Source organism: Siminovitchia sp. FSL W7-1587, assembly GCF_037963795.1.
Lineage (GTDB): Bacteria > Bacillota > Bacilli > Bacillales > Bacillaceae_C > Siminovitchia > Siminovitchia thermophila.
Map to the genome: position 1 here is coordinate 1,864,169 of NZ_CP150169.1, position 26,219 is coordinate 1,890,387.

At 40.6% G+C, this 26,219-nt stretch carries 23 protein-coding genes, 1 pseudogene and 2 other annotated features; of the genes and pseudogenes, 5 read left to right on the forward strand and 19 right to left on the reverse strand.

Translation table 11 applies throughout. The features are described 5' to 3' along the window. Positions 1-62: 62 nt before the first annotated feature. The 10 genes from NST31_RS08635 to NST31_RS08680 form a co-directional block, all read right to left on the reverse strand. Complete coding sequence (locus tag NST31_RS08635; protein ID WP_339165046.1) at positions 63-1,460, reverse strand: O-antigen polymerase; 1,398 nt, start codon at positions 1,458-1,460, stop codon at positions 63-65. Next, positions 1,447-2,868, reverse strand: coding sequence for an oligosaccharide flippase family protein (locus NST31_RS08640; protein WP_205179207.1), 1,422 nt, complete (start codon positions 2,866-2,868; stop codon positions 1,447-1,449). Before NST31_RS08640 ends, NST31_RS08635 begins: the two co-directional genes overlap by 14 nt. A gap of 280 nt (positions 2,869-3,148) precedes the next feature. Continuing rightward, on the reverse strand, positions 3,149-3,889 hold the full coding sequence (locus tag NST31_RS08645; protein ID WP_205179198.1) for a hypothetical protein: 741 nt from the start codon (positions 3,887-3,889) through the stop codon (positions 3,149-3,151). A 74-nt stretch (positions 3,890-3,963) separates the two neighbouring features. After that, complete coding sequence (locus tag NST31_RS08650) at positions 3,964-5,079, reverse strand: DegT/DnrJ/EryC1/StrS family aminotransferase (protein WP_205179196.1); 1,116 nt, start codon at positions 5,077-5,079, stop codon at positions 3,964-3,966. 620 nt (positions 5,080-5,699) lie between these two features. Continuing rightward, a complete protein-coding gene (locus tag NST31_RS08655) occupies positions 5,700-6,338 on the reverse strand; it encodes a sugar transferase (protein ID WP_328799787.1) in 639 nt (212 codons plus the stop codon). Positions 6,339-6,355: 17 nt separating this feature from the next. Next, a complete protein-coding gene (locus tag NST31_RS08660; RefSeq protein ID WP_339165050.1) occupies positions 6,356-7,507 on the reverse strand; it encodes a DegT/DnrJ/EryC1/StrS family aminotransferase in 1,152 nt (383 codons plus the stop codon). A 41-nt stretch (positions 7,508-7,548) separates the two neighbouring features. Beyond that, entirely contained in the window at positions 7,549-8,778 is a 1,230-nt protein-coding gene (locus tag NST31_RS08665) for a glycosyltransferase family 4 protein (RefSeq protein ID WP_339165052.1), read from the reverse strand. Between the two features lie 11 nt (positions 8,779-8,789). Then, complete coding sequence (locus NST31_RS08670; protein ID WP_205179185.1) at positions 8,790-9,500, reverse strand: N-acetyltransferase; 711 nt, start codon at positions 9,498-9,500, stop codon at positions 8,790-8,792. A 27-nt stretch (positions 9,501-9,527) separates the two neighbouring features. Beyond that, complete coding sequence (locus NST31_RS08675; protein ID WP_205179183.1) at positions 9,528-10,559, reverse strand: Gfo/Idh/MocA family oxidoreductase; 1,032 nt, start codon at positions 10,557-10,559, stop codon at positions 9,528-9,530. 93 nt (positions 10,560-10,652) lie between these two features. Next, entirely contained in the window at positions 10,653-12,524 is a 1,872-nt protein-coding gene (locus NST31_RS08680) for a nucleoside-diphosphate sugar epimerase/dehydratase (RefSeq protein ID WP_339165054.1), read from the reverse strand. A 1,009-nt stretch (positions 12,525-13,533) separates the two neighbouring features. On the opposite strand from NST31_RS08680, the gene tagD reads away from it, so the two are divergent. Together tagD and NST31_RS08690 are read left to right on the forward strand one after the other, a co-directional pair. After that, entirely contained in the window at positions 13,534-13,929 is a 396-nt protein-coding gene (gene tagD, locus NST31_RS08685; RefSeq protein WP_205179178.1) for a glycerol-3-phosphate cytidylyltransferase, read from the forward strand. Between the two features lie 13 nt (positions 13,930-13,942). Then, entirely contained in the window at positions 13,943-15,073 is a 1,131-nt protein-coding gene (locus NST31_RS08690) for a CDP-glycerol glycerophosphotransferase family protein (RefSeq protein WP_339165056.1), read from the forward strand. A gap of 72 nt (positions 15,074-15,145) precedes the next feature. On the opposite strand, the gene NST31_RS08695 is transcribed toward NST31_RS08690, so the two are convergent. Both NST31_RS08695 and NST31_RS08700 read right to left on the reverse strand, forming a co-directional pair. Next, entirely contained in the window at positions 15,146-15,904 is a 759-nt protein-coding gene (locus NST31_RS08695; protein ID WP_077114477.1) for a WecB/TagA/CpsF family glycosyltransferase, read from the reverse strand. Between the two features lie 230 nt (positions 15,905-16,134). After that, the gene (locus NST31_RS08700) at positions 16,135-17,019 is read right to left on the reverse strand and encodes a LysR family transcriptional regulator (protein WP_339165059.1); all 885 of its coding nucleotides are present in this window, start codon (positions 17,017-17,019) and stop codon (positions 16,135-16,137) included. Positions 17,020-17,136: 117 nt separating this feature from the next. On the opposite strand from NST31_RS08700, the gene NST31_RS08705 reads away from it, so the two are divergent. After that, positions 17,137-18,195: a putative sulfate exporter family transporter gene (locus NST31_RS08705; protein WP_339165060.1), complete on the forward strand. Its 1,059-nt coding sequence runs from the start codon at positions 17,137-17,139 to the stop codon at positions 18,193-18,195. Between the two features lie 90 nt (positions 18,196-18,285). On the opposite strand, the gene NST31_RS08710 is transcribed toward NST31_RS08705, so the two are convergent. The 3 genes from NST31_RS08710 to trpE all read right to left on the reverse strand — a co-directional run bounded on the left by NST31_RS08710 (position 18,286) and on the right by trpE (position 21,645). Further along, positions 18,286-18,615, reverse strand: a complete 330-nt coding sequence (locus tag NST31_RS08710) for a thioredoxin family protein (RefSeq protein WP_339165061.1) — start codon at positions 18,613-18,615, stop codon at positions 18,286-18,288. 910 nt (positions 18,616-19,525) lie between these two features. Next, positions 19,526-19,927: a DUF6157 family protein gene (locus NST31_RS08715; RefSeq protein ID WP_205180313.1), complete on the reverse strand. Its 402-nt coding sequence runs from the start codon at positions 19,925-19,927 to the stop codon at positions 19,526-19,528. Between the two features lie 323 nt (positions 19,928-20,250). Then, positions 20,251-21,645: an anthranilate synthase component I gene (gene trpE, locus NST31_RS08720; protein WP_339165063.1), complete on the reverse strand. Its 1,395-nt coding sequence runs from the start codon at positions 21,643-21,645 to the stop codon at positions 20,251-20,253. Between the two features lie 62 nt (positions 21,646-21,707). Continuing rightward, positions 21,708-21,955: a binding site (T-box leader), on the reverse strand. A gap of 44 nt (positions 21,956-21,999) precedes the next feature. Further along, positions 22,000-22,239 (reverse strand) — a binding site (T-box leader). Positions 22,240-22,345: 106 nt separating this feature from the next. On the opposite strand from trpE, the gene NST31_RS08725 reads away from it, so the two are divergent. Next, positions 22,346-23,092 carry a threonine/serine exporter family protein gene (locus NST31_RS08725; protein WP_077113218.1) on the forward strand — a complete coding sequence of 249 codons (747 nt, stop codon included), beginning with the start codon at positions 22,346-22,348 and terminating at the stop codon, positions 23,090-23,092. Between the two features lie 47 nt (positions 23,093-23,139). Next, complete coding sequence (locus NST31_RS08730; RefSeq protein WP_077113217.1) at positions 23,140-23,583, forward strand: threonine/serine exporter family protein; 444 nt, start codon at positions 23,140-23,142, stop codon at positions 23,581-23,583. Positions 23,584-23,587: 4 nt separating this feature from the next. On the opposite strand, the gene fbpA is transcribed toward NST31_RS08730, so the two are convergent. The 4 genes and pseudogenes from fbpA to pheA all read right to left on the reverse strand — a co-directional run bounded on the left by fbpA (position 23,588) and on the right by pheA (position 25,957). Continuing rightward, positions 23,588-23,764 carry a Fur-regulated basic protein FbpA gene (fbpA, locus tag NST31_RS08735; protein WP_339165065.1) on the reverse strand — a complete coding sequence of 59 codons (177 nt, stop codon included), beginning with the start codon at positions 23,762-23,764 and terminating at the stop codon, positions 23,588-23,590. Between the two features lie 215 nt (positions 23,765-23,979). Beyond that, a pseudogene (locus NST31_RS08740) lies at positions 23,980-24,114 on the reverse strand (ferredoxin--NADP(+) reductase); the annotation flags it as partial. 285 nt (positions 24,115-24,399) lie between these two features. After that, positions 24,400-25,122 (reverse strand): DsbA family oxidoreductase, encoded by a 723-nt coding sequence (locus NST31_RS08745; protein WP_339165066.1) that lies wholly within the window; start codon positions 25,120-25,122, stop codon positions 24,400-24,402. A 13-nt stretch (positions 25,123-25,135) separates the two neighbouring features. Continuing rightward, a complete protein-coding gene (gene pheA, locus NST31_RS08750) occupies positions 25,136-25,957 on the reverse strand; it encodes a prephenate dehydratase (RefSeq protein ID WP_077113214.1) in 822 nt (273 codons plus the stop codon). Positions 25,958-26,219: the final 262 nt, after the last annotated feature.

Genomic DNA, 26,219 nt, shown 5'->3' on the forward strand with positions numbered 1-26,219 from the left:
GTTTAAATTTCAAAAAGAAGGCTTTATGCATAGTTATAAAACACTTTTTTATTTTACAAGCCTTAAGATTTTTGGTTCATGTAAACCTCGGAGTAATACTTATGAATTTCTTGTTTGAAGCGGCTTAGAATGAGTATACCTACAAAAAGGAAGAACAATAAGATCCAGTAAGAATTAAATATAAAGTCAGTAAAGCCCCCCACCAATACCCGAGGAATATTTACTGTAAAATATACAAATAAACTAATGAGTATAGGGTTTTTAGGCAGACGAATAAAAGAAATATATATTATCTGTACGAATAGACCTATATATAGTGTACCTAAAACAATACCAGCATAACCAAAGTTTGCAAAAGCTTCTCCAGCGAATATGGTATTCAATACTCCTGCTATCCCTGCTTCTACTTTTTCTGGATAATATACTTCCATAACTAGCCTTGCAGATCTTACATGCTCAATATCATACAAATTTAAAATGATATTTGGCAGGCTCTTTCCCATTAACGGATCAATTTTATCACCAAATAATTCAAGGTGTAAAAAAAATGGAGAGATCTGGGATAATATCATACGCCCTATTGGCCCCGTATTATAAGATAATAAATTGAGTAGCGACATATTTCCAATGACCTTATACATGACTAATAAAAAAGAGAAACCGAAAACACCAATTACAGATATCCACCTGAAATTTAAAGTAAGTTTCCCAATATATATGTTAACCAAAATAAACATTAATACATAGAAAAAGATCGGAGCCTTCTGCAAGTCATACACACTTACAAATATCGACATGCCAAATAACATTAAAAACAACAGCCACCAAGGAAGGCTTTTGGTTTTTATAGCATAAATGTAAGCAATTAAAGATAAAACTGGCGGAAGACCAAGTGCAAAGATATTCCTAAATACTATATTTCCTTCAAACCCTCTTCCAGCATTAATTCTCAATTCATCTAAGTTTGAAGCGCCTCTAAATAGTTCAACAATCGGTATTTTATCTAGTATAAATATCATATAAACAACTGCTAAAAAACAAATTAAAGATAGAGTAGTCATCAAAATAAATATATCTCTATCCTTTTTCGCGCTTAATGATACTTTTTTCTTTAGATAATTATGAAATTCTCCATGCGCATTAAAGCCAAACAACCGTGTTACCAAAAGCATTGTTAACGGCATGAAAATCATAATATAACAAATCCAATAAAAGCCTATTTCCCGATAATCATCATTATGGAGCCTTGTTAACATATAATGTTCATCTATATTTAACACTATAAACAATGCTCCAATAAAGCTGGTCACCAGAAGTGAATAGTAAAATATTATTGAGATTAAATTTGGCTTTAAAATTGACAATGATCCAGATACAATTTTAAAAAGATATATGGAAATAAATAATGTGATAATCCAGATTGCTACATAAAACAATATTCTCCACTCACTTTTTATCAAAGATGGCCTTCCAAATTCCTGTTAAATATATGGATCCAAGTAGCAAAAACCATGGTACTACATGTAATATGGCATTAAGTTGAGGATTATTATACAAAAAGGTAATCATCCCTATACTTATTAGTGTTGCCAAATACACGATAATCATTTTGCCAGGCTTAACAGGAATATAGTATACTTCTTGGCTCTTTTTAAATATGATGACATTTACAAAGAGATAAGAAATGATTAAGGCAGCTACCGCTCCCCAAATGGAGAACAAGGGAATTAAAACGATGTTCAGAATTACACTGATAACTGCTGAAATCCCAACATATTTTGATATAGCCCCTGTCTTTTCCTTAAGGAAAAGACCTACAGAAATAATCAGGTAGTAAAAGCTAAGAAATGAACTCATACTTAGAAATGCGATGTAGTTTCTTGCTTCTATATATTCGGGATTAATCATCATCATTTTTAAAATAAGTGGGCTCAACTGAGCAACCATGGTAATCCCCAGCATACCTATTATAAAAATAATGTAAAAAATACCAGCATATATACGGTCAGCATCTGGCTTTTCTCTAATAGACATAGAATAGGGCCGCCACGCCATTTGTACACTAGATGTAAGTAAAGTAATCACCATGCCTATCTTCATAGCGATACCATATATACCTACACTATCCAACGATTCAAATTTTGTTAAAAAAATCCGATTAGAGAATGTAATAACCCAGAAAGCTAATGAAGCAGGAACTAAAGGTGCTCCGTAAACCAAGAGCTTTTTTAGCAAATCTTTCTCAATTTTTATTCTTAGTAATTTTGATAACGTACTAAATAAGGCTATTGATATTAGGATTAAACTGTAAAACCTTGCCCAAAATATTGCATCTACATTATACGAAAAATATTTCAATAGCAAAAAAGAAATGACTGCTACAGCCCCTAATTGCAAAACTGTATAAATCACTACTTTCAGGCTTTTAAATTGGAATCTGAAATAAGTAAGAATCACAGTGGTTATTGCCTCAAAAACGAGTATGATTCCTGTTAGATAAAAAAGTTTCTCGTATCCTGACATCCCCAATAACAAAAAAGAGAGAGGCTTTGCAAAAAGCAGGAATACAATTAAAAAAAGAGAGGCCAGGTACAATCTGAAACTTAAAACAGTCTGAACATACCTCTCCTTCAATTCTTTATTATCGGTACTGTAAAAAAAATAGGCTAAGGCACTGTCCGTTCCAAAAATAATAACAAATGTTAATATAGAGGAAATGGCGTCAATATTTTCCATTATCCCCATTTCTCCCGGACTCAAATAATGTGTATATACAGGGAGCATTAAAAATGCTATAAGTTTCGTCCCTACATTCATTAAAGCGAAAAGGAGAGAGTCCCCCCCAAGCCTCTTAATTTGCTTAAACAAAGATAACCTCTCCTACATCTCAATGCATTTATTAATATCAAATACTTTTTTTGGGCTTTTGGTTTACTTCATTCCATTTCTATATTAAACATTAGCTTTTACAGTCACTAAGTAAATCATAGTCAAATTATTATGGTCGGTAAGCAATAAAACAATTTTTGCTTCTTCTATAAGATCCTTAATCGTTTCGACCCTAGCTGGAATGAAAAGTCAAATGGGGCAACACTTTAAACCTTGCCTCATTTTATTTAAAGCTTGTATGATTTCATTCCAAAACGAATCAAGCTTTTTTCACCCTTCTCGCATCTGCCATATACTTCATAAGAACCAACAGTAGGACAGATAAAAACAAGCCAAATACTGTTGCAATAAGGAGGTTGGCCTTCAAATTCCCTCCTTGATCATTGACTGCTGTATCTAATACTCGTGGCTCCTCCAACTGGATTAATTCACCTTCAATTTCATTGATTTTCTGAAGATAATCATATTTCCTTTTTTCAATTTCACGCAACAAATCAAAATACCTTGCTTCCAAGGAGGTATCTGTATTTGGAGCTTTTAATGCATTTTTATATTCCTGGGCCGACTCTTCCAACTCTAATAAATATTTTTTTGAGTAATTTAACTCATCTTCCTTAGAGCGATGCATCTCCTTATAGATACCATTAACCTTTTGATGGTACAGATTTGTTAGGCGCTTTAAAGAATTTATAACTTGCTTCTTGTCGGTTCCCTCTATGCTAAGTGTAGTTCTTTTCTCACCCTTGGTAATGGTATAGTCTAGATCCTGCTTAAGCTCTTTATCCAATTCCCTTTGGATTAAATCGGGCTCAAGCCATGTTTCCTTTGTGACTGAACCCACATAAACTATAGAAGTCCCTGTATAAGTTTTTCCTTGAGTGGATATAATCCCTGCAATGATCATCAATAAAATTGGCATTATAGGAATTAGCCATTTCTTTTTCCAAAAAAATATTAGATATTCGTAAAAAGTATATTTTTCCGTTTCTTGGCCTGACAATATAAACACCTCCCAGATTACTGGATGTTAAACGAAGTAACCCCTTAGTTTGATAGGTAAGGGGTAAATCGAGTTTAATTTTTTGAAAAGTATTTTTTCATCGTTTCGATCACGTATTTTTGCTGTTCTTCTTTAATCTCAGGGAACATCGGTAATGATATAGCCTCTTTTGCTGCTTTTTCACTTTCAGGAAAATCTCCTTCTTTCAACCCCAGTTCTTGAAATACAGGTTGCAAATGTAGAGGTACAGGGTAATAAATCATTGAAGCTACACCATTTTCCTTCAGGTAGGATTGGAATGTATCTCTCTCTGGTACTCGAATGGTATATTGATGATAGACATGAAAATTCCCACCTGCTTCAACAGGTGTATCTATTAGTTCACCGAACTCTTTTTGGATCATACTTGTATAATTTGAGGCTGCATTTCGTCTATTATCTACCCATGTATTTAAATGCTTGAACTTTACATTCAATACAGCTGCCTGAAGTTCATCGAGACGACTGTTATACCCAAGTACGTGATGATAATACTTTGGCTTACTGCCATGAACTCTTAGTACTCTACAATTTTCAGCGATAACATCGTCGTTAGTGACAATCATTCCGGCATCTCCATATGCACCTAGATTCTTTGTAGGAAAGAAACTAAAGCATGCGGCATTTCCCATTTCACCAACCATTTTACCCCTATATCTAGCCCCAATAGCCTGAGCAGCATCTTCAACAATATAAAGACCATGTTTCTTGGCGATTCCTATAATAGGATCCATGTCTGCACTTTGACCGTACAAATGGACTGGAAGAATTGCCTTTGTTTTAGTTGTAATAGCTGATTCAATTTGTTCAGGGTCTATATTGTAAGTCGTTGGATCTATGTCTACAAATACAGGCTTGGCGCCGCAACGAGCAATTGCACCCGCAGTTGCAAAGAAAGTGAATGGAGTGGTGATTACTTCATCACCTTCGGATACTCCACATGCTTGAAGTGAAATATGTAATGCATCGCTGCCATTGGCTACCCCAATGCCATGTTTTACATTTGAATAGTTTGCAATCGCCTCTTCTATTTGCTTAACATTCGATCCTAAAATAAACTTCGATGAGGTCATGACTTCATCTAGAGCCTGAATCATTTCTTCTCGCAACTTACTATACTGTTCGGACAAGTCTAACATAGGTATTTTCAATATAATCGCTCCTTCTACATAAAACCACGAACCTTAAGTCAGATTACCACAAAATAGTGATGTTGAAAAGAAGCAGAAAAAAGTTTTATTGACAATTTCCGGTATTGTTTTTTGAAATTTACTGTTTTACATGTTATATCCATTAAAGTATCATTTCACTATAACACTAATATTTAGGATAGATGGTTTTATTAATTATACTAAGAATCTTTTCTTTGTTTAGATAGCCGTTTGTATCAGTGGTTATTAGGAGTTAGATTTAAGTAGTGACAACATGCCCTAATCCCCTCAAAGTGATAGGGATCACGCCAGTTTCTTTCAAGGGGATCCCACAAATGGAAAATCAGGCGGAAGAAAACGAATTGTTTTCTTCCTCCTGATTGTTTTTAGACCCACCTATTTTTCTTACTTGAATCCGATGTTCTTCACGGCATTTGACATTTACATAAAATCTCGAATAACACAACCATAAGCGCCGACATGGTGAAAGTTCCTTATCCAAACATCTATGTTCCCTGGATAAAGCTTTTATAAGGGCATCAACAAAATGAACTTTTTTAAAATATGAACCCTGGATGGAACTAAGATAATCCCATCTCACAAGCAATAACATTAAATCACTATCTCAATATTGCTATAATCGTCATAAAGATAATTTTAACATCATTTATAACCGATTGCTGATCCAAATATTTCAAGTTCAAGCTCAGTTTATCTCTCATTACTTCTTCGATATACGTTTTTTCGGGGTCTTCGCTTTTCGCCAAAACTTCATTTTCGTTCCGATATTTTATTGAGGCATAATCAGTTATACCGGGTCTGATTTCAAAGATTCTTTTTTGTTCATTTGTATAATAAGCTGTGTATTTGGGCACTTCAGGCCGAGGACCTACCAGGCTCATGTCACCTATTAGAACATTGATGAGCTGCGGAAGTTCGTCCAGCTTATATTTCCGAAGAAATTGCCCTGTTTTGGTGATCCGGGAATCTTTGCCAACAGTAATTTGTTTCCCTTTTTTCTCGGCATCTACGATCATCGTTCGAAACTTGAAAATTTGAAAAGGCTCTTCATACCGGCCTACCCTCGTTTGTTTAAAGAATACCGGACCTCTTGAATCAAGCTTTATACATATACTTATAATGAACAAGAGGGGAGAGATGATCACCAGTCCCGCCAATGATAATATGACATCCATTGTCCTTTTTAACACATCATTGAGCTTGTTGCCTTTTTCGTAATAAAGCTGTTTTTCATCCACATTGCTCACCTGCCCGCTTATCTTTTATACGTTTCGGCCAGTTCAGTTACAGATTTGATGACACGATGAATTTGATCCTCGCTCATTTTCGGATATAGAGGCAATGAGATGGCTCCTTCATATGCCGCCAATGCTTGAGGATAATCTTCAATTTTATAGCCAAGCTTTTTGTAATAAGGATGCATAGGAACAGGGATAAAATGTACACTTGTTCCGATGCCTTTCTCATTTAATTTTTCAATGAACTCTCCTCGGTTTATTGTAAACCGATCCGATTCAAATCGTAACACATACAAATGCCAGGCATGGCGATTAATTTCGTCGCTATAAGGCGTGATCAATCCTTCTAAGTTTTGAAATGCCTCATTGTACATTTTCGCATATTTTTCCCGAATCTGCTGCATTTTATTAAGCTTTTTCAATTGAACAATACCAAAAGAAGCCTGAATATCTGTCATGTTGTATTTAAATCCGGGATACTCCACCTCATAATACCAGGATCCTCTTTCGGCGTAACGGTTCCAAGCGTTCTTGCTCATACCGTGGAGGCTCATAACCCTTAGTTGATCGGCAGCTTCCTCATTGTTTGTCGTTACCATGCCGCCTTCTCCTGTTGCAAGATTCTTAGTTGCATAGAAACTAAAGCAAGTGTAGTCCCCGATGCTCCCGATCATCTTGCCTTTATATTGTGTATAGACCGCATGCGCAGCATCTTCTATGACAATCAGGTTATGCTTTTTGGCAATCTCCATGAGCGGCTCCATGTCACACGGATATCCTGCAAAGTGGACAGGTATAATCGCTTTAGTTCTTTCGGTAATTTTGGCTTCAATTTGATGAACATCTATATTCATCGTGATAGGGTCAATATCAACAAATACAGGCTTGGCACCTGTATGAATAATGGTATTGGCACTTGCAACAAAAGTGTAAGGTGTGGTAATGACTTCATCACCTGGACCGATTCCTGCCGCAAGCTGTGCAATGTGAAGCCCTGCAGTACATGAATTTAAGCCAATCGCATGCTTGGCATGAACATAATCGCTAAAAGCTTTTTCAAACTGAATCGTTTTCGGACCCTTACTCAGCCAGTTTGATTGTATCGTGTCAACTACTTCTTTGATCTCTTCATCTTCGATGAAAGGTAGTGCGTAAGGGATTGTTTCCATATGTCTATCCACCTCTAAAATAAGTCCAAAAGGACTTTTGTTTAATCACTCATTATGAGCAGGAACTTCTCTGCCAGCACTTTATAATCATGGGTTGCCATGACAAATTTTTTACCATTTAGACCCATTTGCATTCTTTCTTTTTCCGTTTTTTTCATGAGTTCTTTAACAGCAGCAGCTATTTCTTCCGGATTTTCAGGTGGGATCGATATCCCGCATGAAGCTTCTTTTACAATGTCATTTCCTGCCTCAATCCCATGGATAATCGGTTTTGCAGACATCAAATAATCGAGTAACTTATTGGGACTGACACCGTATTGATAAAGAGGGCTTTTCCTCCATCCTATATATAAAGCATCCATTCGACTTAAGAAATCAGGTATCGCCTTTTTGTTAATAACCGGTAAAAAATACAGGTTATTAACACCTTTTTGCTCCGCTTGTTTCATCAGGTGTTCCTTCTCAGGACCTTTGCCGACAAATACAAATGCAGCATTCTCTTCCTTTAACAGTTGGCACGCTTCGATAACATACTCTAAGGCATTCGCTATGCCGTGTGTCCCCGCATAGCCAATTAAAAATTGACCATCCTTCTTTAGTTGATTAATCACTTCTTGATGTTCCTTTGGAATGATTTCTGTAGCTTCATTCCATTGTTCAACATCAATACCATTGGGCAAATAATGAAATTTTCCAGGTGCCATCCCGTGATCAATCATATGTTGTTTAGCCTTTGGAAGAAAGGATACCACTTTATCGGCCTTGCGGTATGCATCATTCTCACCTTTTTGCATGATCATAATAAATGGGTGATATGGTGACATGTTTCCAAGCAACATTGGGGATAACGGCCACAGGTCATGTACTTCAAATATCAACTTGGCATTGGCTTTCTTTGCAATGGCAGAGGCCGGGTAAATATCCAACGGATAAGTGGATGATGCAATAACGACATCAGGTGATACGCCTTCCACTAGCTTTTTCGTGTTAAATTGCAATTCTTTTACAAAAGAAAGCATGTTTAAGAACCTTTTCACACCATTGCCTTCATATTCAGGCGTTTTTATCCAAATATAAGAGATACCGTCTATCAGCTCTTCCGTCCATTTTCCCCTAATTGTAGGCTGGTTGGTTCTAATGTGGGAATGTGACGCTCCAATAATTGTCACCTGATGCCCTTGCTTCACCCACTCTTTTGCCATATGATAGGGTCGATATTCCATTCCATGGATATTTGATCCTGCGTAATGGTTTATGAGTAATATATTCATAACATCACCAATTATTGATTCCTTAACAACTGATCCTCAGGAACGTTTCGTAGCTTTCGTGCCGGCACCCCAATAACCAGCTCTTCTTTCTGGACATCTTTACTCACTACGCTTGCCGCTGCAACCGTTCCGTCTTCATGTATCACTTTTCCAGGCAAAATCGTAGCATTCGCCCCGATCCTGCCTCCTTTTTTTACCGTCACACCTTTAAAATGCTTGAGGCGCTCCTTGGAACGGGCCATATAATTATCATTTGTCGTGACGACATACGGTGCAATAAACACATGGTCTTCTAATGTGGAATAGGCCGTAATGTAACAATTCGTTTCCAATTTACAATATTTCCCCACATTACAATCATTTTCTACAGCTACTCCCCGTCCAACTATTGTTTTTTCACCGATGGACACTCGTTCTCTAATGGTAGCCAAATCGGCAATAAAAACATCATCGCCAATTTCAGCATTGGCATAAATAATCGCGGATGTTCCGATTGTTACACCATTTCCAATCACAGTAGGCGGTAGCTTCTTTACATCCGGCAAGATGGAAGTTTTGGCTCTTGTAGGTTGTTTTCCAATGACGGCATTATCTTGGATGATAATGTTGTTTCCAAGTTTTACCCCATCATATATTACTACATTATGGCCGATCGTCACATTTTCTCCAAACTTGACATTCTTGCCAATCACTGCGTTTTCTCCCATTTGAACATTTTTCATAGTTATCAATTCCTTCGGTTATTGATTTCATTCAATGTCATGCGCTTTTATAGGCATTCTCTTCTCAGCAGACTGGTAGAGCCCGGCAACCAATCGCAATGCCCTGATGCCGTCTTCACCTGTAATGATCGGTTCGCGATCATCATTAACAGCTTGAACCATGTCTTCTATAATACACTGGTGGCCAGGAATTCCGTATGGATTTTCATTTATTTTATGTTTTAATTGCGCAACCTCTTCTTCCGGCATTCCTTCCATCACCCAGTGCTCGATGAAGTTGGCCGTTCTTCCTCCGATTTTCACCGATGCCGTTTCTCCGAAAATGCTCAAAGACTCTTCAAAGTTCTTTGGATATATGGTTGTAGCAGCTTCTATGACACCCAAGGCGCCGTTTTTAAATTTCACAGTTCCTACTGATACATCTTCGGCTTCAATTTTCCGGAGTCTTGTAGCGGACATACTGTACACTTCATCGATATCTCCCATTAGCCATAAAAGGAGATCCAAATTATGTATAGCCTGATTCATTAAAACGCCGCCATCCAGTGATTTGGTTCCTCTCCAGGGTGCTTGATCATAATATTGCTGATTACGATTCCACCGAACAGTGGCATTGGCATGGCTCAGCTTTCCAAAGCGCCCCTCATCCATCATTTTTTTCAATTCCATCATTGCAGGTCGAAAACGATTCGGATGCAGCACTGATAATTTGACTTTGTTCTTCTTGCAAGCCTCTACAATGGCATCTGCGTCTTTTATAGTTAATGCTATTGGTTTCTCAACGATGACATGTTTTTTCGCTTCTGCGGCTTTTATAGCCAAAGGGGCATGGGAGCCGCTTGGCGTACAAATGTTCACAACATCTATTTTAGGATTTTTTAACATTTCATCATAATCTTGATAAGCAACGGCCTGACATTCTTGAACATACCATTCCATATTGGAAGGAATGGTATCGCACACGGCAACCAATGTTGCTCCTGGTGTATTTTTGATTCCTTCAGCATGTTTTTTGGCAATATGGCCACAGCCTACTATTGCAAAATGAACGTTTTCCATTTTTCCACCTCATCACATGGGAGCATAAATTATCCCGATTCAAAGAAAGAACGTCAGTACGAAATATATGGACACGTACTACGTTCTTTGTTATCAATGAGCCATTGTCAGTATTTTCTTTACGGCTTCATGATTGGGACCTTTACATTCCGTCGGATTCTTTTTATTGGTTATTGTCAGAAGCGTTTTTCTAAGTTCTTCCTTATCATTGATAATTAGCTCGATCTCTTGAAGCACCTCAGTCATATTTTCTTCTGTTGCTTTTCCAATAAATATTTTCGGATATACTTGGACGGGATCTACTTCTTCTTCATTCATGATTTCTTCATATAGTTTTTCACCTGGACGGACCCCGGTAAATTTGATTTTAATCTCGTCTTCGGTGAAGCCGGAAAGTTTAATAACTTTTTTGGCAAGATCTACAATTTTTACAGGCTCACCCATATCAAGCACAAAAATTTCGCCGCCTTTTGCCAGAGCGCCTGCTTGGATAACAAGTCTTGCCGCTTCGGGAATCGTCATAAAAAAGCGTGTCATCTCTGGATGGGTAACAGTTACTGGCCCGCCATTGGCAATTTGCTTTTTAAATAACGGAACAACACTGCCTCTGCTTCCCAACACATTTCCGAACCTTACGGAAACAAATTTGGTTTGGCTAACTTTATTTAAGTTCTGAACGATGATCTCGGCAATGCGCTTAGTCGCTCCCATTACACTTGTCGGATTGACCGCCTTGTCGGTTGAAATAAGCACAAAAGTATCAACATTCGCGGCATCGGAGGCTTCAGCAACATTTTTCGTACCATAAATATTGTTTTTGACCGCCGCTTCCGGATTTCTTTCCATAAGGGGAACATGTTTATGGGCAGCTGCATGAAATACAAAAGCAGGTTTATGCTTAGACACTATTTCAAACATTGTATGGCGGTCTTGAACATCCGCAATTTCTGTTAAAAATGCGATTTTATCTTGATGTTTGGATTTTAGTTCCATGTCAATGCTATATATACTGTTTTCGCCATGCCCAAGCAGGACCATCTTTTTCGGGGAAAAGTGGCATAATTGCCTGCAAAGTTCCGAACCAATGGAACCCCCTGCCCCGGTGATGAGTATTGTTTGTCCTTTGATTTTATTGGCGATACCTTCTATATCAAGTTCTACCGGCTCTCTCCCCAGTAAGTCTTCGATGGAGACATCCCGGATCTCAGTGATCTCGACTTTTCCTGATGCTAAATCACCGATCATCGGCAGTATTTGAACATTTTTCACATATTTTTTCGCTTCGGAAACAATATCGTTCAATTTTTGTTTCTTTAATGATGGGATAGCGATCACAACATGTTCAATCTTGTAGCGTTTCATCACTTTCGGCATATCTTCGATCGTACCCGCCACTGGCAGGCCGCCGATCTCCAGTTGTTGGACACTTGAATTATCATCAAGAAACGCAACTGGCTGCAGTTCTGTATTGGGATGCTCTTTGAGCTGGCGGTGTAGCATCCGTCCTGTTGATCCAGCGCCAATGATTAAAGTCCTTACTTTTTTACTTGGGCTAATCCCCCAATTTTTAATGTCGAATAAAACAGACTGGATAAATCTCCACCAAAACCGGACTCCACCCAACAACAGTATGTGAAACATAAATGTTAGTGATAGTCCGCGAGAATATATATTATTAAAGGCAAGCTTTTGAACAATTGCCGTAATAATAATGGATGAGGTCACGACATAAAATACGCCGGCAAGCTCTTCCATACTCGCATATCTCCATACTCTTCGGTACAAGCCAAAAAAATAGGAGAAGAGATGGTGAGTGATTAACAAAGTGATCGATGTAGTAATGATCAGTTCATTAACGACATATTTATAAAATGGGTTTAATAAAAAATGCGACATGAAAATCGATAATAAAACAATCGCTGAATCAATACAGACAAGCACAAACATTCTTGTCTTGTAATTCATGAAACTTCCCTCCCGGCGCGCTTTAGAGAAAACTGCACTCTGACACATTATAACATAAAATTTTCTAAGGACGATGAACATTCTGTTGCAAAATGAATTAGATCGCTTAGCTAGGTCAAAAATTGTCAAATCGGGCAACTTGTACGCGATGGAAACTACCGTGTTTGCCTGTTAATCAGTGTCTAAAAGACTAACTGAAAAACTTACAATCGTCAATGATAATAGAAACGTCTGGCGGCCCGAAAAAAGCCCTAAGGTACCAGGAACTTGGCCCTGATTTTTACGTTTCCCCCACTTCACAAAAAAAGCTCCCTCCTTTGGTAAAATGAGGTTTGAGAAAAACCAACAATCCAAAAAAAAGAGCACTTTTATCGTGAAGTTTATCATAAACCCCACAAATAGAAAAGCAAATTTTCATTAAGTAGTGTTACCAATATTGCAAGATTGTTGCTGCTTTATGAATAACACTTTACTGCTTTTGAATCAAAATAAGGAAAACGAGACGGAGGCCGCATGATCATTTTCAAAGGTCAATATACCCTTGCTTAAGATGTTGTAAACTCCCACTGGGCCGATCAACACCCCTTATAAAACTGCCTTCTACCGTTCCAAACAAATCACTTTCCAGCAGCGAAGACGGGACTGCTGACAATTTTGATCAATGAATGGAGCCGACCTTATCCGGGGTGGATTTTTATACAACCACCCTATATTCCGAAAGGATCGTGCAACGAAGTGTTGCCACCGTGGCACTTATTTCACGAAAAAAGGTTTGTAGTGTCATAGATTCAGCTCTGAATGAGTTCATAAAATACTTCAAATGATGTTGATATATTTACTTTCTTTAAAGAAACAAAGACTGAACGATATTGTTTCCGTAGCGAAAAGAGATGTGAAAAATGTTCAAATACTTTCCTTGGGATAAATGGCAAATTCTTGACATAACATAATAACTAACGCTTACGGAGAAGTTTGCAAATGTTTAAAACAAATTGGAGGGCTCTTCAGCATGAAGAAAATCATCACGTATGGCACTTTTGATTTGCTTCATATCGGGCACATTAATATTTTGCACCGCGCGAAGGAATATGGGGACTATTTAATCGTGGCGATTTCCACTGATGAATTTAATGCTTTAAAACAAAAAAAAGCATACTACACATTTGAACAACGAAAAGCGATTATGGAAGCGATTCGCTATGTGGATCAGGTGATTCCGGAGCATAGTTGGGAGCAGAAAGTAGAAGATATAAAGAAGTATGGCATTGATGTATTCATAATGGGTGATGACTGGAAAGGGAAGTTTGATTTTTTGCTGGAATACTGTAATGTGGTTTATCTTCCGCGCACTGTTGGGATTTCAACGACTAAAATTAAAAATGATTTACAGCTTAGTAATGCTTAGAGAAGCGGCGATTATGTTATATTTACTTGTTTTTCGCGTGTTTTTCTCAATCTTTCAATTATATCCCCAACAGGCGAAAACAACTTTCGTCGCGTCTTTTGGAGATAATGTTTTATTCACATTAAACGCGCTGGAAAAGCAAGTAAACCATTCTATTGTTATTTTAAAAACATCCCAATGCAAAATGGATTTCGAACGGCGATGTGACTGCCTTGTGTTAGCCTTTGATCCCAAGAATGTCATTGGCTGGATTCGCTCCATTTACCATCTGGCTACATCCACCCATGTTTTTGTGGATAATTACTTCGGTTTTTTGGCGGCAACTCGGTTTAAACCGAATGTGATTTGCATTCAGTTATGGCATGCAGCGGGGGCGATTAAACGCTTTGGACTTAAAGATCCTTCTATCCAGAATCGTCCCCCGCGGGCGTTGAAGCGTTTTATCAAAGTATACAGCCGCTTTGATTATGTTGTGGTTGGAAGCCGGAAGATGGCGGACATTTTTCACGAAAGCTTTGGCATTGAAACTGAAAAAATGTTACGGACAGGCATTCCCCGGACAGATTTTTTCTTCCATAAAAAAGCCATGGAGAAAGCGGCAGATTTTCTGAAAACAAAAATCCCAATCATTCACGGAAAAAAAGTCCTTTTATTTGCTCCTACTTACCGTGACAATGACATTCACAACTCCAGGCTCAAATTGAATATTGATCGAATGTATCAGGAATTGAATGAAGATTATGTGCTCCTTCTACGACTTCATCCGGCTATCCAAACAACATTTTGTAACATGTATCCGGACTTTATTTGTGATGTCTCGGGATATTCTGAAGTCAATCCATTATTGGTTATTTCGGATATACTCATTACCGACTACTCGTCCATTCCGTTTGAATTCTCGCTTTTGCATAAACCAATGATTTTTTTCGCTTATGATTTGGACGTTTATACTTCAGCTCGCGGCTTTTGGGAGCCTTATGAACAGCTGGTTCCGGGGCCGATCGTGAAGAATACAGAAGAACTCATAAAAGAAATTCGCAACAATCGTGATGAATACCTTGAGAGGGTTCAAACATTCGCGAATGATTGGAATGAATATTCAAGGGGCGATTCAAGTGATCGGTTAATAAAATACTTATACTGATACATGATTTCCTAACAAACTGGAGGTGGTCATTCGTCCCCTTCAGTTTTTAATGTTAAGCTCCAAAAATGTCTATCGGATGAGTTTTATCGTTTTTTTAAACGTATCGCTTGCTGTAGAACCTAATATTTTTAAAACAAACAACGGTAAACATGTCATCCTTTTCCATCTGGATGGCTGTTTGCATAACCGATATAACCATTCGATTTTCCAGCTTCTCCAGATAGTTGGTGCACGTTTTACAACACCGGCTAACACATCGAAACTACCGCCCACTCCTATAAAAATGCCCTTTTCAAATACATTTACATTCTTTTGAATCCACCTTTCCTGCCTTGGGAAACCCATCGCAACGAAAACAAGATCGGAATTTGCTTTTTTTACCATATCAGTAATACGAGGATCATTTCCTTCAAAGTAGCCGTGATGATAGCCGCCTATTTGGACATTGGGATATTCTTGCTTCACATTACGGATCATCATTTGGATTACATTGTCTTTGGAGCCGAGGAAGAATACATTCAAGCAGTCTTGATTGGCCACCGCCAATAGTTCTGTCATCAGGTCGAAACCCGCTACCCTCTCAAGAAGCGGCCTCTTTAACATCTTCGCTCCCAGCATAATCCCGACTCCATCCGGAATGATAAAATCGGCAGACTGAAGAGTATCCTTATAGTCTTGATCTCGCTGTGCTTTCATAACAATTTCTGGATTCGCAGTAACAATAAATGTTTTCTTTTTCTGTTTGATGCGAGTCTTGATCATATCAATCATTTGTTTTTGGGTCATATTATCAAATTCTATTCCCAAAACATCCACTTTTTTTGACATATTAAGCTCCATCATAACAATTCCCTTTCACATATGCTGAATGGAAGTAACTTCGAATTCATATTCTCCATTATGGTTAATGTTGCCCATGTTCAGGTACTCTAGTCTTCGGTGAAACCAATAAATCTCCACTACCAGCGTCTTAAGAGTTCGACTTTAAAATTGAATTAAATTTAAGTGTATACCGGATTCCAATGCACGCACTCAGATAGGAATCATAGGACACGCATTCAGCTTTTCTCGAATACTTCACGGACAAACTGCAAAAATGTGTCCAACGCTTTTGTTCTATAAGGAGATGATGTAACGATTGAGAATGTTCTTGTGAAAGGCAGGCCGTTTACATCAATGATTTTTAAAGTATCCATGGAGAGCTCCTTTCTGATGGCCCACTTTGAAAGCAAGCTGACACCAAGCCCGGCCTCAACGGACTCTTTAATGATTTGAAGACTTCCGAATTCCATCATTTTTTCGGGAGATATATCCAGGGAATCAAGCATCTTATCTGCCGCTGTTCTTGTTCCGGAGCCTTCTTCCCGAACAATCCATGTTTCTTGGGCCAAGTCGGCGGGTGTCACTTTTTTCAACTTGGCAAGCTTGTGGGTCGGCGCCGTGACAATATGCATAATATCTTTAGCAAAGGGCTCAATCATAAGCTGATGGTGGCGGAAATCCCCTTCCACAATGCCGACATCCAGCTGGTGTTTCAAGACGGATTCCGCAATGTCCCGGGTGTTGCCAATGGAAATGCTTGGAGTGACAAGCGGGTATTGTTCAAGCATATCGGCAATTACATAGGGCAAAATATACTCGCCGAATGTGTAGCTTGCCCCAATCGTTAACGGTCCGCTCGTCTTGTTTGTCAAATCATCGACAAGGCGTTGCATTTTCGTATAAAGACCGAGTATTTCCACCGCATGGTCGTATACGATTTCACCAGCTTTATTGAGTTTCACATATTTATTGGTCCGATCCAATAGCCTCGTTCCGATCTCCCGCTCGAACGCCTGAATGTGCTGGCTTACCGCAGGCTGAGTCATATGCAGTTCTTCAGCTGCCCGTGAAAAATTTTTCTTTTCAGCAACAGCGACAAACACTTCCAGTAGCTGATCCATCTCGCATTCCTCCTAGTATATAAAATGCTTATTATTGCTATTATAATCATTTATTTTTCTTATATATCTTTTTCATATATCCTTACATTAGGAGATCAGCCGGAAGGATGGATACACATGAGTTTTGGAAAAACGGAACATCATAAAGAGGAAGGCGAACCCCTGCAACGGCAGAAGGAAAAAAGTTCTTTTTTCGGATTATGGGCAGGAGGAGTTGCTTTTACGTTTTTCATTGCATTGCTTGGATTTTTGCTTGCAAGAATTCCGGGTTTCAGTTTGATCGGTCAAATGGCTTCTGCCATTTTAATAGCGGTCGTTTTCCGGCAAATTTTCGGCTATCCGGAAGCATTGCGGCCGGGGGTGGCTTTTTCTTCTAAAGTGTTGCTGCGGACAGCGATTGTTCTATATGGATTGAAATTGAATATTCATACCGTTTTACAAGATGGTCTTGGGTTATTGATACGGGATGCGGGCATTATTACGATTGCCATTTTGGTGACGGTATGGGTCGCGAAGCGGCTGCGGGCAAATCCAGTCATTTCGCTTCTTCTTGGTGTTGGAACTGGAGTATGCGGGGCAGCCGCAATTGCGGCGGTAGCTCCAATTATCAAAGCAAAGGATGAAGATACCGCGATCAGCGTGGGGATCATTGCTCTTGTGGGAACGGTCTTCGGTATTGTGTATACGATTTTGCGGCCGGTTTTGCCGCTGACCGGCGCTGAGTACGGGGCGTGGACCGGGATGAGTCTGCATGAAATCGCTCACGTCGTGCTGGCAGGCGCGCCAGGGGGCCAAGAGGCACTGGCCATGGCATTGCTGGCCAAATTGGGACGGGTATTCTTGCTTATACCGCTTTGTTTCATATTGGTTTATTGGGTTAAATCAAGGTCGGGAAAAGATTCGACAGGGAATGCCAAAGTAGGCTTTCCGTTATTTCTTCTCGGCTTTATTGCGATGAGCATAATCGGAACGTATGTGCTCGGATCTGTGATCGTGGTTCCGCAAGGCTTCATGGACTTTGTTTCAAGCGGAACGACGTGGCTTCTCACGGCAGCCATGGTCGGTCTTGGACTGAATGTCAGCCTACAGGATGTAAGGACAAAGGCATTGAAGCCGCTTTTGGCGATGAGCGTTGCGTCCGTCTTGATTTCGGTATTGGCATTTTTGCTTGTGTAAAAAAGAGTTGATGTTCAGATCGTCATTTCGCAGTTCCAGATCATGACCGCACGCCGCACCACTACCGTAGCGGACAGGTCACAACTATTATTAGGTTAAGGTTAAATGGGAAATAAGCTTTGAAAGCTGCTCCTCCAATTCTCCAATCGGCACAAATCTTGCTTCTCTAATCATTTCTTTTCCATTGGCGAAGACAAGAACGGCAGGGACGGTAAAAACAGAGTATTCCCCTGCTATTTCAGGAATTTGATCGGCATTTGCGTGAATCGGAACGATTGCTGGAAATTGTGTCAGCAGCTCTTCCACCTGCGGGAGCAGTGAGTGGCATACCGAACAACTGAGTCTCGATATATAAAGGAGTGTTACCTTGTTTTCTTCAATATTTGCCTTAATTTCTTCCAAGGAATGTACATGAATCACAGCTTTCAATCCTCCATCTAGATGTGTAGTGGGCGATACAGTGAAACTTCATTCAGTAGGCGTTTTCTTCCTTCTCCTACTGAATGTTAGTTGAACCAATCGGGCATTTAGGTGCCGTTTGCTCACACTTGGACCTTTTGTATCAACTCAGGTCTTGATGTGGGAGTATTACGGCACCTTACATGCGGGATAAAGTGAAACTTCATTCAGTAGGCGTTTTCTCCTTTTCCTACTGAATGTTAGTTGAACCAATCGGGCATTTAGGTGCCGTTTTCTCCCGCTTGAACCTTTTGTATTCACCCAAGATTTTGAAGTGGGAGGCTTACGGCACCTTACATGCGGGATAAAGTGAAACTTCATTCAGTAGGAGTTTTCTTCCATCTCCTACTGAATGTTAGTTGAACCAATCGGGCATTTAGGTGCCGTTTGCTCACACTTGGACCTTTTGTATCTACCCAGGTCTTGATGTGGGAGTATTACGGCACCTTACATGCGGGATAAAGTGAAACTTCATTCAGTAGGCGTTTTCTCCTTTTCCTACTGAATGTTAGTTGAACCAATCGGGCATTTAGGTGCCGTTTCTCACACTTAGACCTTTTGTATCTACTCAGGTCTTGATGTGGGAGTATTACGGCACCTTACATGCGGGATAAAGTGAAACTTCATTCAGTAGGCGTTTTCTCCTTTTCCTACTGAATGTTAGTTGAACCAATCGGGCATTTAGGTGCCGTTTTCTCCCGCTTGAACCTTTTGTATTCACCCAAGATTTTGAAGTGGGAGGCTTACGGCACCTTACATGCGGGATAAAATCGTATTTCGGATTAACCGAACCATATTCAGACGATAGGCAATTGGGTTCATGCTCTCAAGGGTCCGCCGTATCTTTGGAATCCAATTGGAAGACGGAGCTTTACTTCCTTTTTGAGCGCATTCCCTTTAATAAAGTGATGTTTTCCAAATCGAGAAATCTATTATATGCTTCACTGTTTACACCGTATAAGGCAATTTTTCCCTGTTCATCATAATGTATTCCCCAGCCATATTTTTTCACTAAGGGGGAAGCCCGAAAACAAGCCTGTGGTTTTGAAAAAAAATGCTCTCGCATCTCTTCTGTATGATGCAATTCCATTTGATGTTTGATTAAATAGGTTTTAAATTGCACATCTTCTTCTGTATATTTGTAGGGATTATGCTTAATGAGCTCATATTGAATAGAGGCGATCGTGGGCTTGCCGTTTCTTGGAACAGGCTCTACAGCCGAATCAACCGTTGAATCCTCGGAACTTGTAATGAATGTATTTTTGTAGCTCACCGTAATCCCCCTTCGAAAAGTTTTTTCTCATCATCGTTCATTACTTTATAATTACGTACAGAAAAATGCCCATTCATCTTTACATACCTTCCGCGATAACGGAACTGTCTTAAAAAGTATATCTTTTAAAAAAGTACCATTCAAATGTTGAAATCACAACGTATTTGAAATGAAAAGAGTGTCCAAAGAACAAAAGACGCCTAGACCCTGATTGGACACCTTCTACTTTAAGCACAATTTTGTCGATGTCTGTTTTGCGTTTACCCCCGTAAGACGGGGACGATCTCAACAACTTGATGACTAAATTCCAGGGGATTCCTCCGCTACAAAGGCTTTGTGCTCAGCAATCCCCGCGCTTTATTCATCGTTTCTTTATATTCGAGCCGAGGTACGGAGTCGTGAACGATGCCGGCGCCGGCTTGAAGGTGCGCACGTCCCTCTTTTATAACAAGGGAGCGGATGGCAAGGGCGAAGTCGACATCGCCGTTCGCATTGACGTATCCGAGTGCTCCAGAGTATACACCGCGCTTTACATCTTCTAGTTCGTTGATGATTTGCATGGCCCGTACTTTCGGGGAGCCGGATACGGTTCCCGCAGGAAGCAAAGAGATTAAGGCATCCAACCCGGAACAGCCTTCTGTCAAGATGCCTTCGACTTCCGAGACGATGTGCATGACATGGCGATAGTACTCTATTTGCATATAGCTTCTAATGTCAAAGCTTCCGGGGACGCACACTTTTTCCATGTCTTCCCGGCTTAAATCAATCAGCATGCGGTGTTCGGACAGTTCTTTTTCATCCGTGATGAGTTCCTCCGCAAGTGCACGATCCTCTTCTTCGGTATGCCCCCGTCGTCTTGTACCGGCAATCGGGTTCGTTTGGATTTTGTTGCCGTTTGATTTGATGAAGCTTTCCGGAGAGGAACCGAGAACCACATATTCTTTGAAGTCCACAAAAAACATATATGGTGAAGGGTTAGAGTTTCGCAGCACCCTGTAAAAATGAAACGGATCGGCTTTCACTTCCCCGCTCATTCTTTGTGAAAGGACGACTTGCTCCACTTCTCCTTTTAAAATGTAGCCTTTTGCTTCCTCAATACGCCTGATAAATTCCTCTTTTTCCATTTGCGGTTCAAAGTCGATCTGGCATTCTCCCAATGTTTCATCTGTGTGGCCGTGGAAAACTTGCTCTTCCAGCTTTATTATTCTCTCTTCCAATTGTTCATTTGTCCGGCCTCCATCCAGGCTGATGGCCAAAATATAAATGGATTGAGCTAAGTGGTCAAAAACGATGACGTCTTCGTACACCATGAAATGAATGTCCGGCATGCCTATTTCATCTTCCAGTTCCTCGCCGATTTTGTTGTACTGGCGGATGGCATCATAGCCTACGTAGCCAACTGCGCCTCCGTAAAAAGGAAAAGGAACATCCAGCTCTATTTTGGGTACCGTACGTTGCAGAATTTGAAGCGGAAAGCCCGTTTCTTTTTTTACTACTTTCCCATTTTTTGAAACGATACTCGTTTGATCTCCCTCACCGATTATTTCCATAATCGGATTTACGCCAATAAAAGAGTAGCGCCCTTGCTCGTTATGTTTCAAGGAGCTTTCAAGCAAAAACTTCTTCTTACCCTCCAATCGTAAAAATACTGTAATTGGTGTTAAAATGTCTCCGTTCAGCTTTTTCATTTTCATTCCCGGTTGGATTGTTTTGTTCATGTCGATTCTCCTTTACTATTTTTTAAAATAAAAAAGCCCCCGAACAAGCGTATCAATGCTTATTCGAGGGCGAACATTCGCCGCGGTGCCACCTCGTATTGGAAAAAGTCTTTCCATCTCGTTTCAGACACGGGAATTTGAATTTCCGATGCCCTATCCATGTAACGGTGGAATCCCCGTGTTTCCCTACTCATATTCAGAAAACAGCTCGCAAGCCCATTCCATTCGGGATTTCGCACCGGATTTCCACCAACACCGATTCTCTGTACCGAAAGTGCCCAAACGTACTCTTCTTGCTCAACGCGATTGTCATATGCTATTGTTTATCTTCCAAAAGACAAAAAGGCCCCTCATCCAAAGGACGAGGGACCGCGGTGCCACCTTTTTTAACTGTTGAAAACAGTTCTCTTCACAGCATGAGTATCTCATGCGTTCTCCCTTGTAACGACGGGATGTTTCGCCAAAGCCTACACCCCCGCAGGGTTCGGTTTGGAAGCTCGGAAGCCCATTCCCCACCGCATTCACGCCGATTTGCACCAACCACCGGCTCTCTTCAGTGTTACGGAGGGTACTATTCTTCTTCATAGCCGTGCATTATGATTGTATTTGATATTATAAAACTTTTTTTGTATTGTCAATACTTTTTTTCTCATGCAAGGTGTGTATGATAAAATAAGGCGGGAATAGGGGGAATGCGTTGATGGGAAAAGAGCAACTGCTCATTGATATTTGCCTTTTGGCGGGGCGCATGATGGCACAAGCCGGAGCGGAAACATATCGCGTGGAAGACACAATGACACGTATGGCTGCAGCGGCCGGATTTCCGAACAGCCAAAGCTTTGTAACACCGACTGTCGTCATGTTTAACCTTGAACCAATGTATACAACGCATTTTGCACGAGTGAATGAAAGAGGTACAGATTTAGAAAAAATTGCACTCGTCAACAGCATCTCCAGACAGATGGTCAAAGGCGAGATCAACCTGAACGAAGCGCAGCAAATGCTCAAACAGCTTGATGAAAAAAGCTTGTCTTTTCCTGCTTGGCTGCAAGTTGTGGCCGCCGCACTGGCAAGTGGGAGTTTTTTGCTTATGTTTAAAGGTATGTGGATCGACTATCTTCCAGCGGCATTGATTGGCGGAGCCGGATTTATTATATTACTGATTGCGCATTATCTCTCAAAGGTAAAATTGTTTGCCGAATTTTTCGCGTCATTTGTTATTGGCGGGCTGGCAGTTTTATCAGTTCAGTTCGGATTCGGAAGGAATCTTGATTTGATCATTATTGCTTCCGTCATGCCGCTCGTTCCCGGGTTGCTCATTACGAATGCAATCCGTGACTTAATGGCGGGACATTTTATGGCGGGTGTTTCGAAGGGAGCCGAAGCGTTTTTGACGGCGTTCGCCATCGGCGCGGGCGTTGCGTTGGTATTTTCGTTTTTTGTATGAGGCGAGCCCATGGCCGCCAAATTTTTCCATGTTTAGGAGTGTTTCTGATGTCGTATATGTTGACACAGATAGTGATGAGTTTTATATCAGCGGCGGGTTTTGGCATTATTTTTAACGCGCCGAGAAAATCATTGGTTTCGTGTGGAATTTGCGGAACAGTCGGGTGGATATTTTTTCGGACGATGACAGATTCTGGCATCGATGCGGTGCAGGCATCATTTGTCGGCGCTTTTGCGGTGGCGCTTGCCGGCCACGGATTGGCGAAGTATTATAAGACACCGATCATTATTTTCATCGTTGCCGGCATTATCCCGCTCGTTCCCGGCGGTGCCGCCTATGAGGCGATGCGTCATATCGTGAGCAATGATTATTCAGGTGCAATTCCGCTTGCCTCCAAAGCCTTCATCATTTCCGGAGCGATTGCGATGGGCCTTGTTTTTGCCGAGGTGTTTGTCCAGCTTGTTTCAAGAATGGGAGCCAAAAAAGCATAGCCTTCTACTGTTTCTTTCGAATCCAGCGAATCGAATCGACTCCGCAATGCGGATGAATGTTTCGGTATTCTTCTTCCAATTCCGACAAGGATAGTTGTAATAGGTCCTCTTTTTTCATAATCCTAATGGCCGTCAACTGAGCGATTAATTCTTTTCGTCTGCTTTTTGCCGCTTGAGCCAACTAAGATCCTCTCCTTTTCATCCTGATAGGTTTACTCTATTTTAAACCTTATAATTCCTATTTGTAAACTAACATTTAATGCTATCGCCTCCTTTATAGGTTTGTAAGAGCGCTTTTCCACCATTTTTGAAACAAAAAACACTTACAAGGCTGGAGCTTGTGAGTGTTTCTTGTGTCATGATATAGGTCAGATTGAAACTGCTTGTTTTTCCCATTATGGAAGTACTGTGAAGCGGTTGAAGCCTGGCGTCTGGATCAATGTGCATTTTTGCATTGCTGATTGCAATAGGCGCTACTCAAAATCCGGTCGCGATCAACTTGACTTTCCCCTCATATGTACAAATATTCCCTACCTTCCTTTTTGGATAGAACATTCCAAATACTCAAACAGTAATCCAATATAATCCTTTCTTTGTGTAAACCATTAGATTCTAACTTTTTCGAAAAATGGAGAAAAACCAGGTCGATTTAAGTAACTTTTTGTCAAAGAAAGTATGTTGGCAGAGGAGATACAGAGTGATCAAAATCAGAGGCCCGATCATGATAGTAGAAATCCTGCTAAGTCGAAGTTTTGGATGATATTCAAAAAATGGATGGCCAGGGAGGGGACGCAAGAAAGTCCTCCCGTAGCCAAGCTATGATGGATTATTTTGTATGTCACAGCCCTCATCCCCGCAAGCGGTCCCTTCATCTCCAGAATCCTGTAAAACAGATGCTTGTTTTTCTTCATTCCATACCTTTTGCAGGGCATTGAGGAAGGTTTGCATCGGCTGGGCACCTGAAATCCCGTACTTTTGATTCATAACGAAAAATGGCACACCACGCACACCCATTTGCTGCGCCGCCCTTTCATCATGGCGGACCTCCTCCGCGTAAGCAGTGTCATCTTTAAGTATTGCCAACGCTTCCTCTCGGTCAAGGCCCGATGCTTCAGCGATATTCGCTAAAACAGCATGATCGCCAAGGTGTTTGGATTCTGTAAAATAGGCATACAACAATTTTTCCGCCAGTTCCTGGCCTTTCCCTTTCTTTTTGGCAAAATGGGTTAACCTGTGAGCATCAAACGTGTTGGTTGGAACCAATGTATCAAATTGAAAGTCCAGCCCCTCGTCGGCTGCCTGCTGACGAATGTTTTCCCCCATTTGCTTTGCTTTCTCCACAGTCATTCCGTATTTTTCCGCCAGCCTTTCATGATTGCTTTTTTCTGTGTCCCGCGGAGCATCGGGATCGAGTTCAAAGCTTTTAAACTCTACTTGCACTTGGTCGCGATGGGCAAATTGACTTAATGCTTTTTCCAAACGGCGCTTTCCAATATAGCAAAAAGGACAGGCATAATCCGACCACACTTCAATTTTCATAAGAGCACCTCTTTTACAGTTGTTTGGAGTTGAAACTGCCCAACACCCGGACATCATGTCCATACGTTTTTAAAATGGATATGGCCTTTTGCAAATTGATTTCGTGTGCGCCCAATTGCGCTTCAACGAAAAATCGGTACGTTCCCAACTTTTTCTTCGTCGGACGGGATTCAATCCAAGACAAGTTGATATCAAGGGAGGAAAAGACATTTAAAATGATGGCCAGCAATCCCGGGCGGTCTTGCATCGGCGTGATTAGGAGCATTGATTTGGTGGCCTCGGGCACCTCGGTATGTTCTTTCGAAATGATGATAAATCTTGTTGAATTCCCCTCGAAATCATGAACATTTTTTTTGGCGATCTCAAGGCCGAATGTTTTGGCCGCCCATTCGGATGCGATGGCACCGGCATGTTTATCGTCTGCTTTCACAAGCGATGCGGCTGCATTCGCCGTACTGCTGTAATGTTTTATTTTCGCATTCATTTTTCTGATAAAGTTCCGGCATTGCGCAAGTGCAGGGGCTATGGACCAAACTTCGCGAATGTCGTCAACATCTGCCCCTTCGACCGTCAACAGATGAAGCGCGACAGGCAAAATCGCCTCCCCTTCAATCCAAACATTGTTTGTGACCAATCCATCGGTCGTTAATGTGATCGTACCTTCAATCGCATTTTCAATCGGGACGATTCCTTTGTCCATTTCCCCTTGCGCCACAGCTTCTATCACGTCAAAGATGCTGTCGTGCATAATCAGTTCCACGCCATTTGGTGGAAAATAACGAAGGGCGGCTTCCTCCGAAAACGTTCCCTTTGGCCCTAAATAAGCTACATTCAAAATTAACTTACCCCTTTAAGAAATTGATAAATTTGTATTTTAAGAAAAGCGCAAGCGCCTGTTGAACAACGTTCAAACTCGAACACTCCACAATGAGATCAGGCCAAACTTCAAACAGCGAGAGCTTTTCCGCTGATTGTTAACTGAGCTAATGGGCTTGACTGGCAGTTGATTCCCCATTTACGTTTTTCGGGTACCTTGATAGTAAAGGGGCGGCGTAGTACCTGGCAGATTGCTTCAAAGTTCATGCATTTGTTTCGTT

Excerpts from the sequence above, each read along its gene's own strand:
- NST31_RS08670 (WP_205179185.1), bottom strand. The coding sequence starts at position 9,500 with ATGAAAAATGTTCAAATGGGAGAAAACGCAGTGATTGGCAAGAATGTC.
- NST31_RS08725 (WP_077113218.1), top strand. The coding sequence starts at position 22,346 with ATGGGAAAAGAGCAACTGCTCATTGATATTTGCCTTTTGGCGGGGCGC.
- tagD (WP_205179178.1), top strand. The coding sequence starts at position 13,534 with ATGAAGAAAATCATCACGTATGGCACTTTTGATTTGCTTCATATCGGG.
- NST31_RS08700 (WP_339165059.1), bottom strand. The coding sequence starts at position 17,019 with ATGGATCAGCTACTGGAAGTGTTTGTCGCTGTTGCTGAAAAGAAAAAT.
- NST31_RS08745 (WP_339165066.1), bottom strand. The coding sequence starts at position 25,122 with ATGAAAATTGAAGTGTGGTCGGATTATGCCTGTCCTTTTTGCTATATT.
- NST31_RS08730 (WP_077113217.1), top strand. The coding sequence starts at position 23,140 with ATGTCGTATATGTTGACACAGATAGTGATGAGTTTTATATCAGCGGCG.
- NST31_RS08680 (WP_339165054.1), bottom strand. The coding sequence starts at position 12,524 with ATGAATTACAAGACAAGAATGTTTGTGCTTGTCTGTATTGATTCAGCG.
- NST31_RS08705 (WP_339165060.1), top strand. The coding sequence starts at position 17,137 with ATGAGTTTTGGAAAAACGGAACATCATAAAGAGGAAGGCGAACCCCTG.
- trpE (WP_339165063.1), bottom strand. The coding sequence starts at position 21,645 with ATGAACAAAACAATCCAACCGGGAATGAAAATGAAAAAGCTGAACGGA.
- NST31_RS08690 (WP_339165056.1), top strand. The coding sequence starts at position 13,943 with ATGTTATATTTACTTGTTTTTCGCGTGTTTTTCTCAATCTTTCAATTA.
- NST31_RS08665 (WP_339165052.1), bottom strand. The coding sequence starts at position 8,778 with ATGAATATATTACTCATAAACCATTACGCAGGATCAAATATCCATGGA.
- NST31_RS08660 (WP_339165050.1), bottom strand. The coding sequence starts at position 7,507 with ATGGAAACAATCCCTTACGCACTACCTTTCATCGAAGATGAAGAGATC.
- NST31_RS08675 (WP_205179183.1), bottom strand. The coding sequence starts at position 10,559 with ATGGAAAACGTTCATTTTGCAATAGTAGGCTGTGGCCATATTGCCAAA.
- NST31_RS08695 (WP_077114477.1), bottom strand. The coding sequence starts at position 15,904 with ATGTCAAAAAAAGTGGATGTTTTGGGAATAGAATTTGATAATATGACC.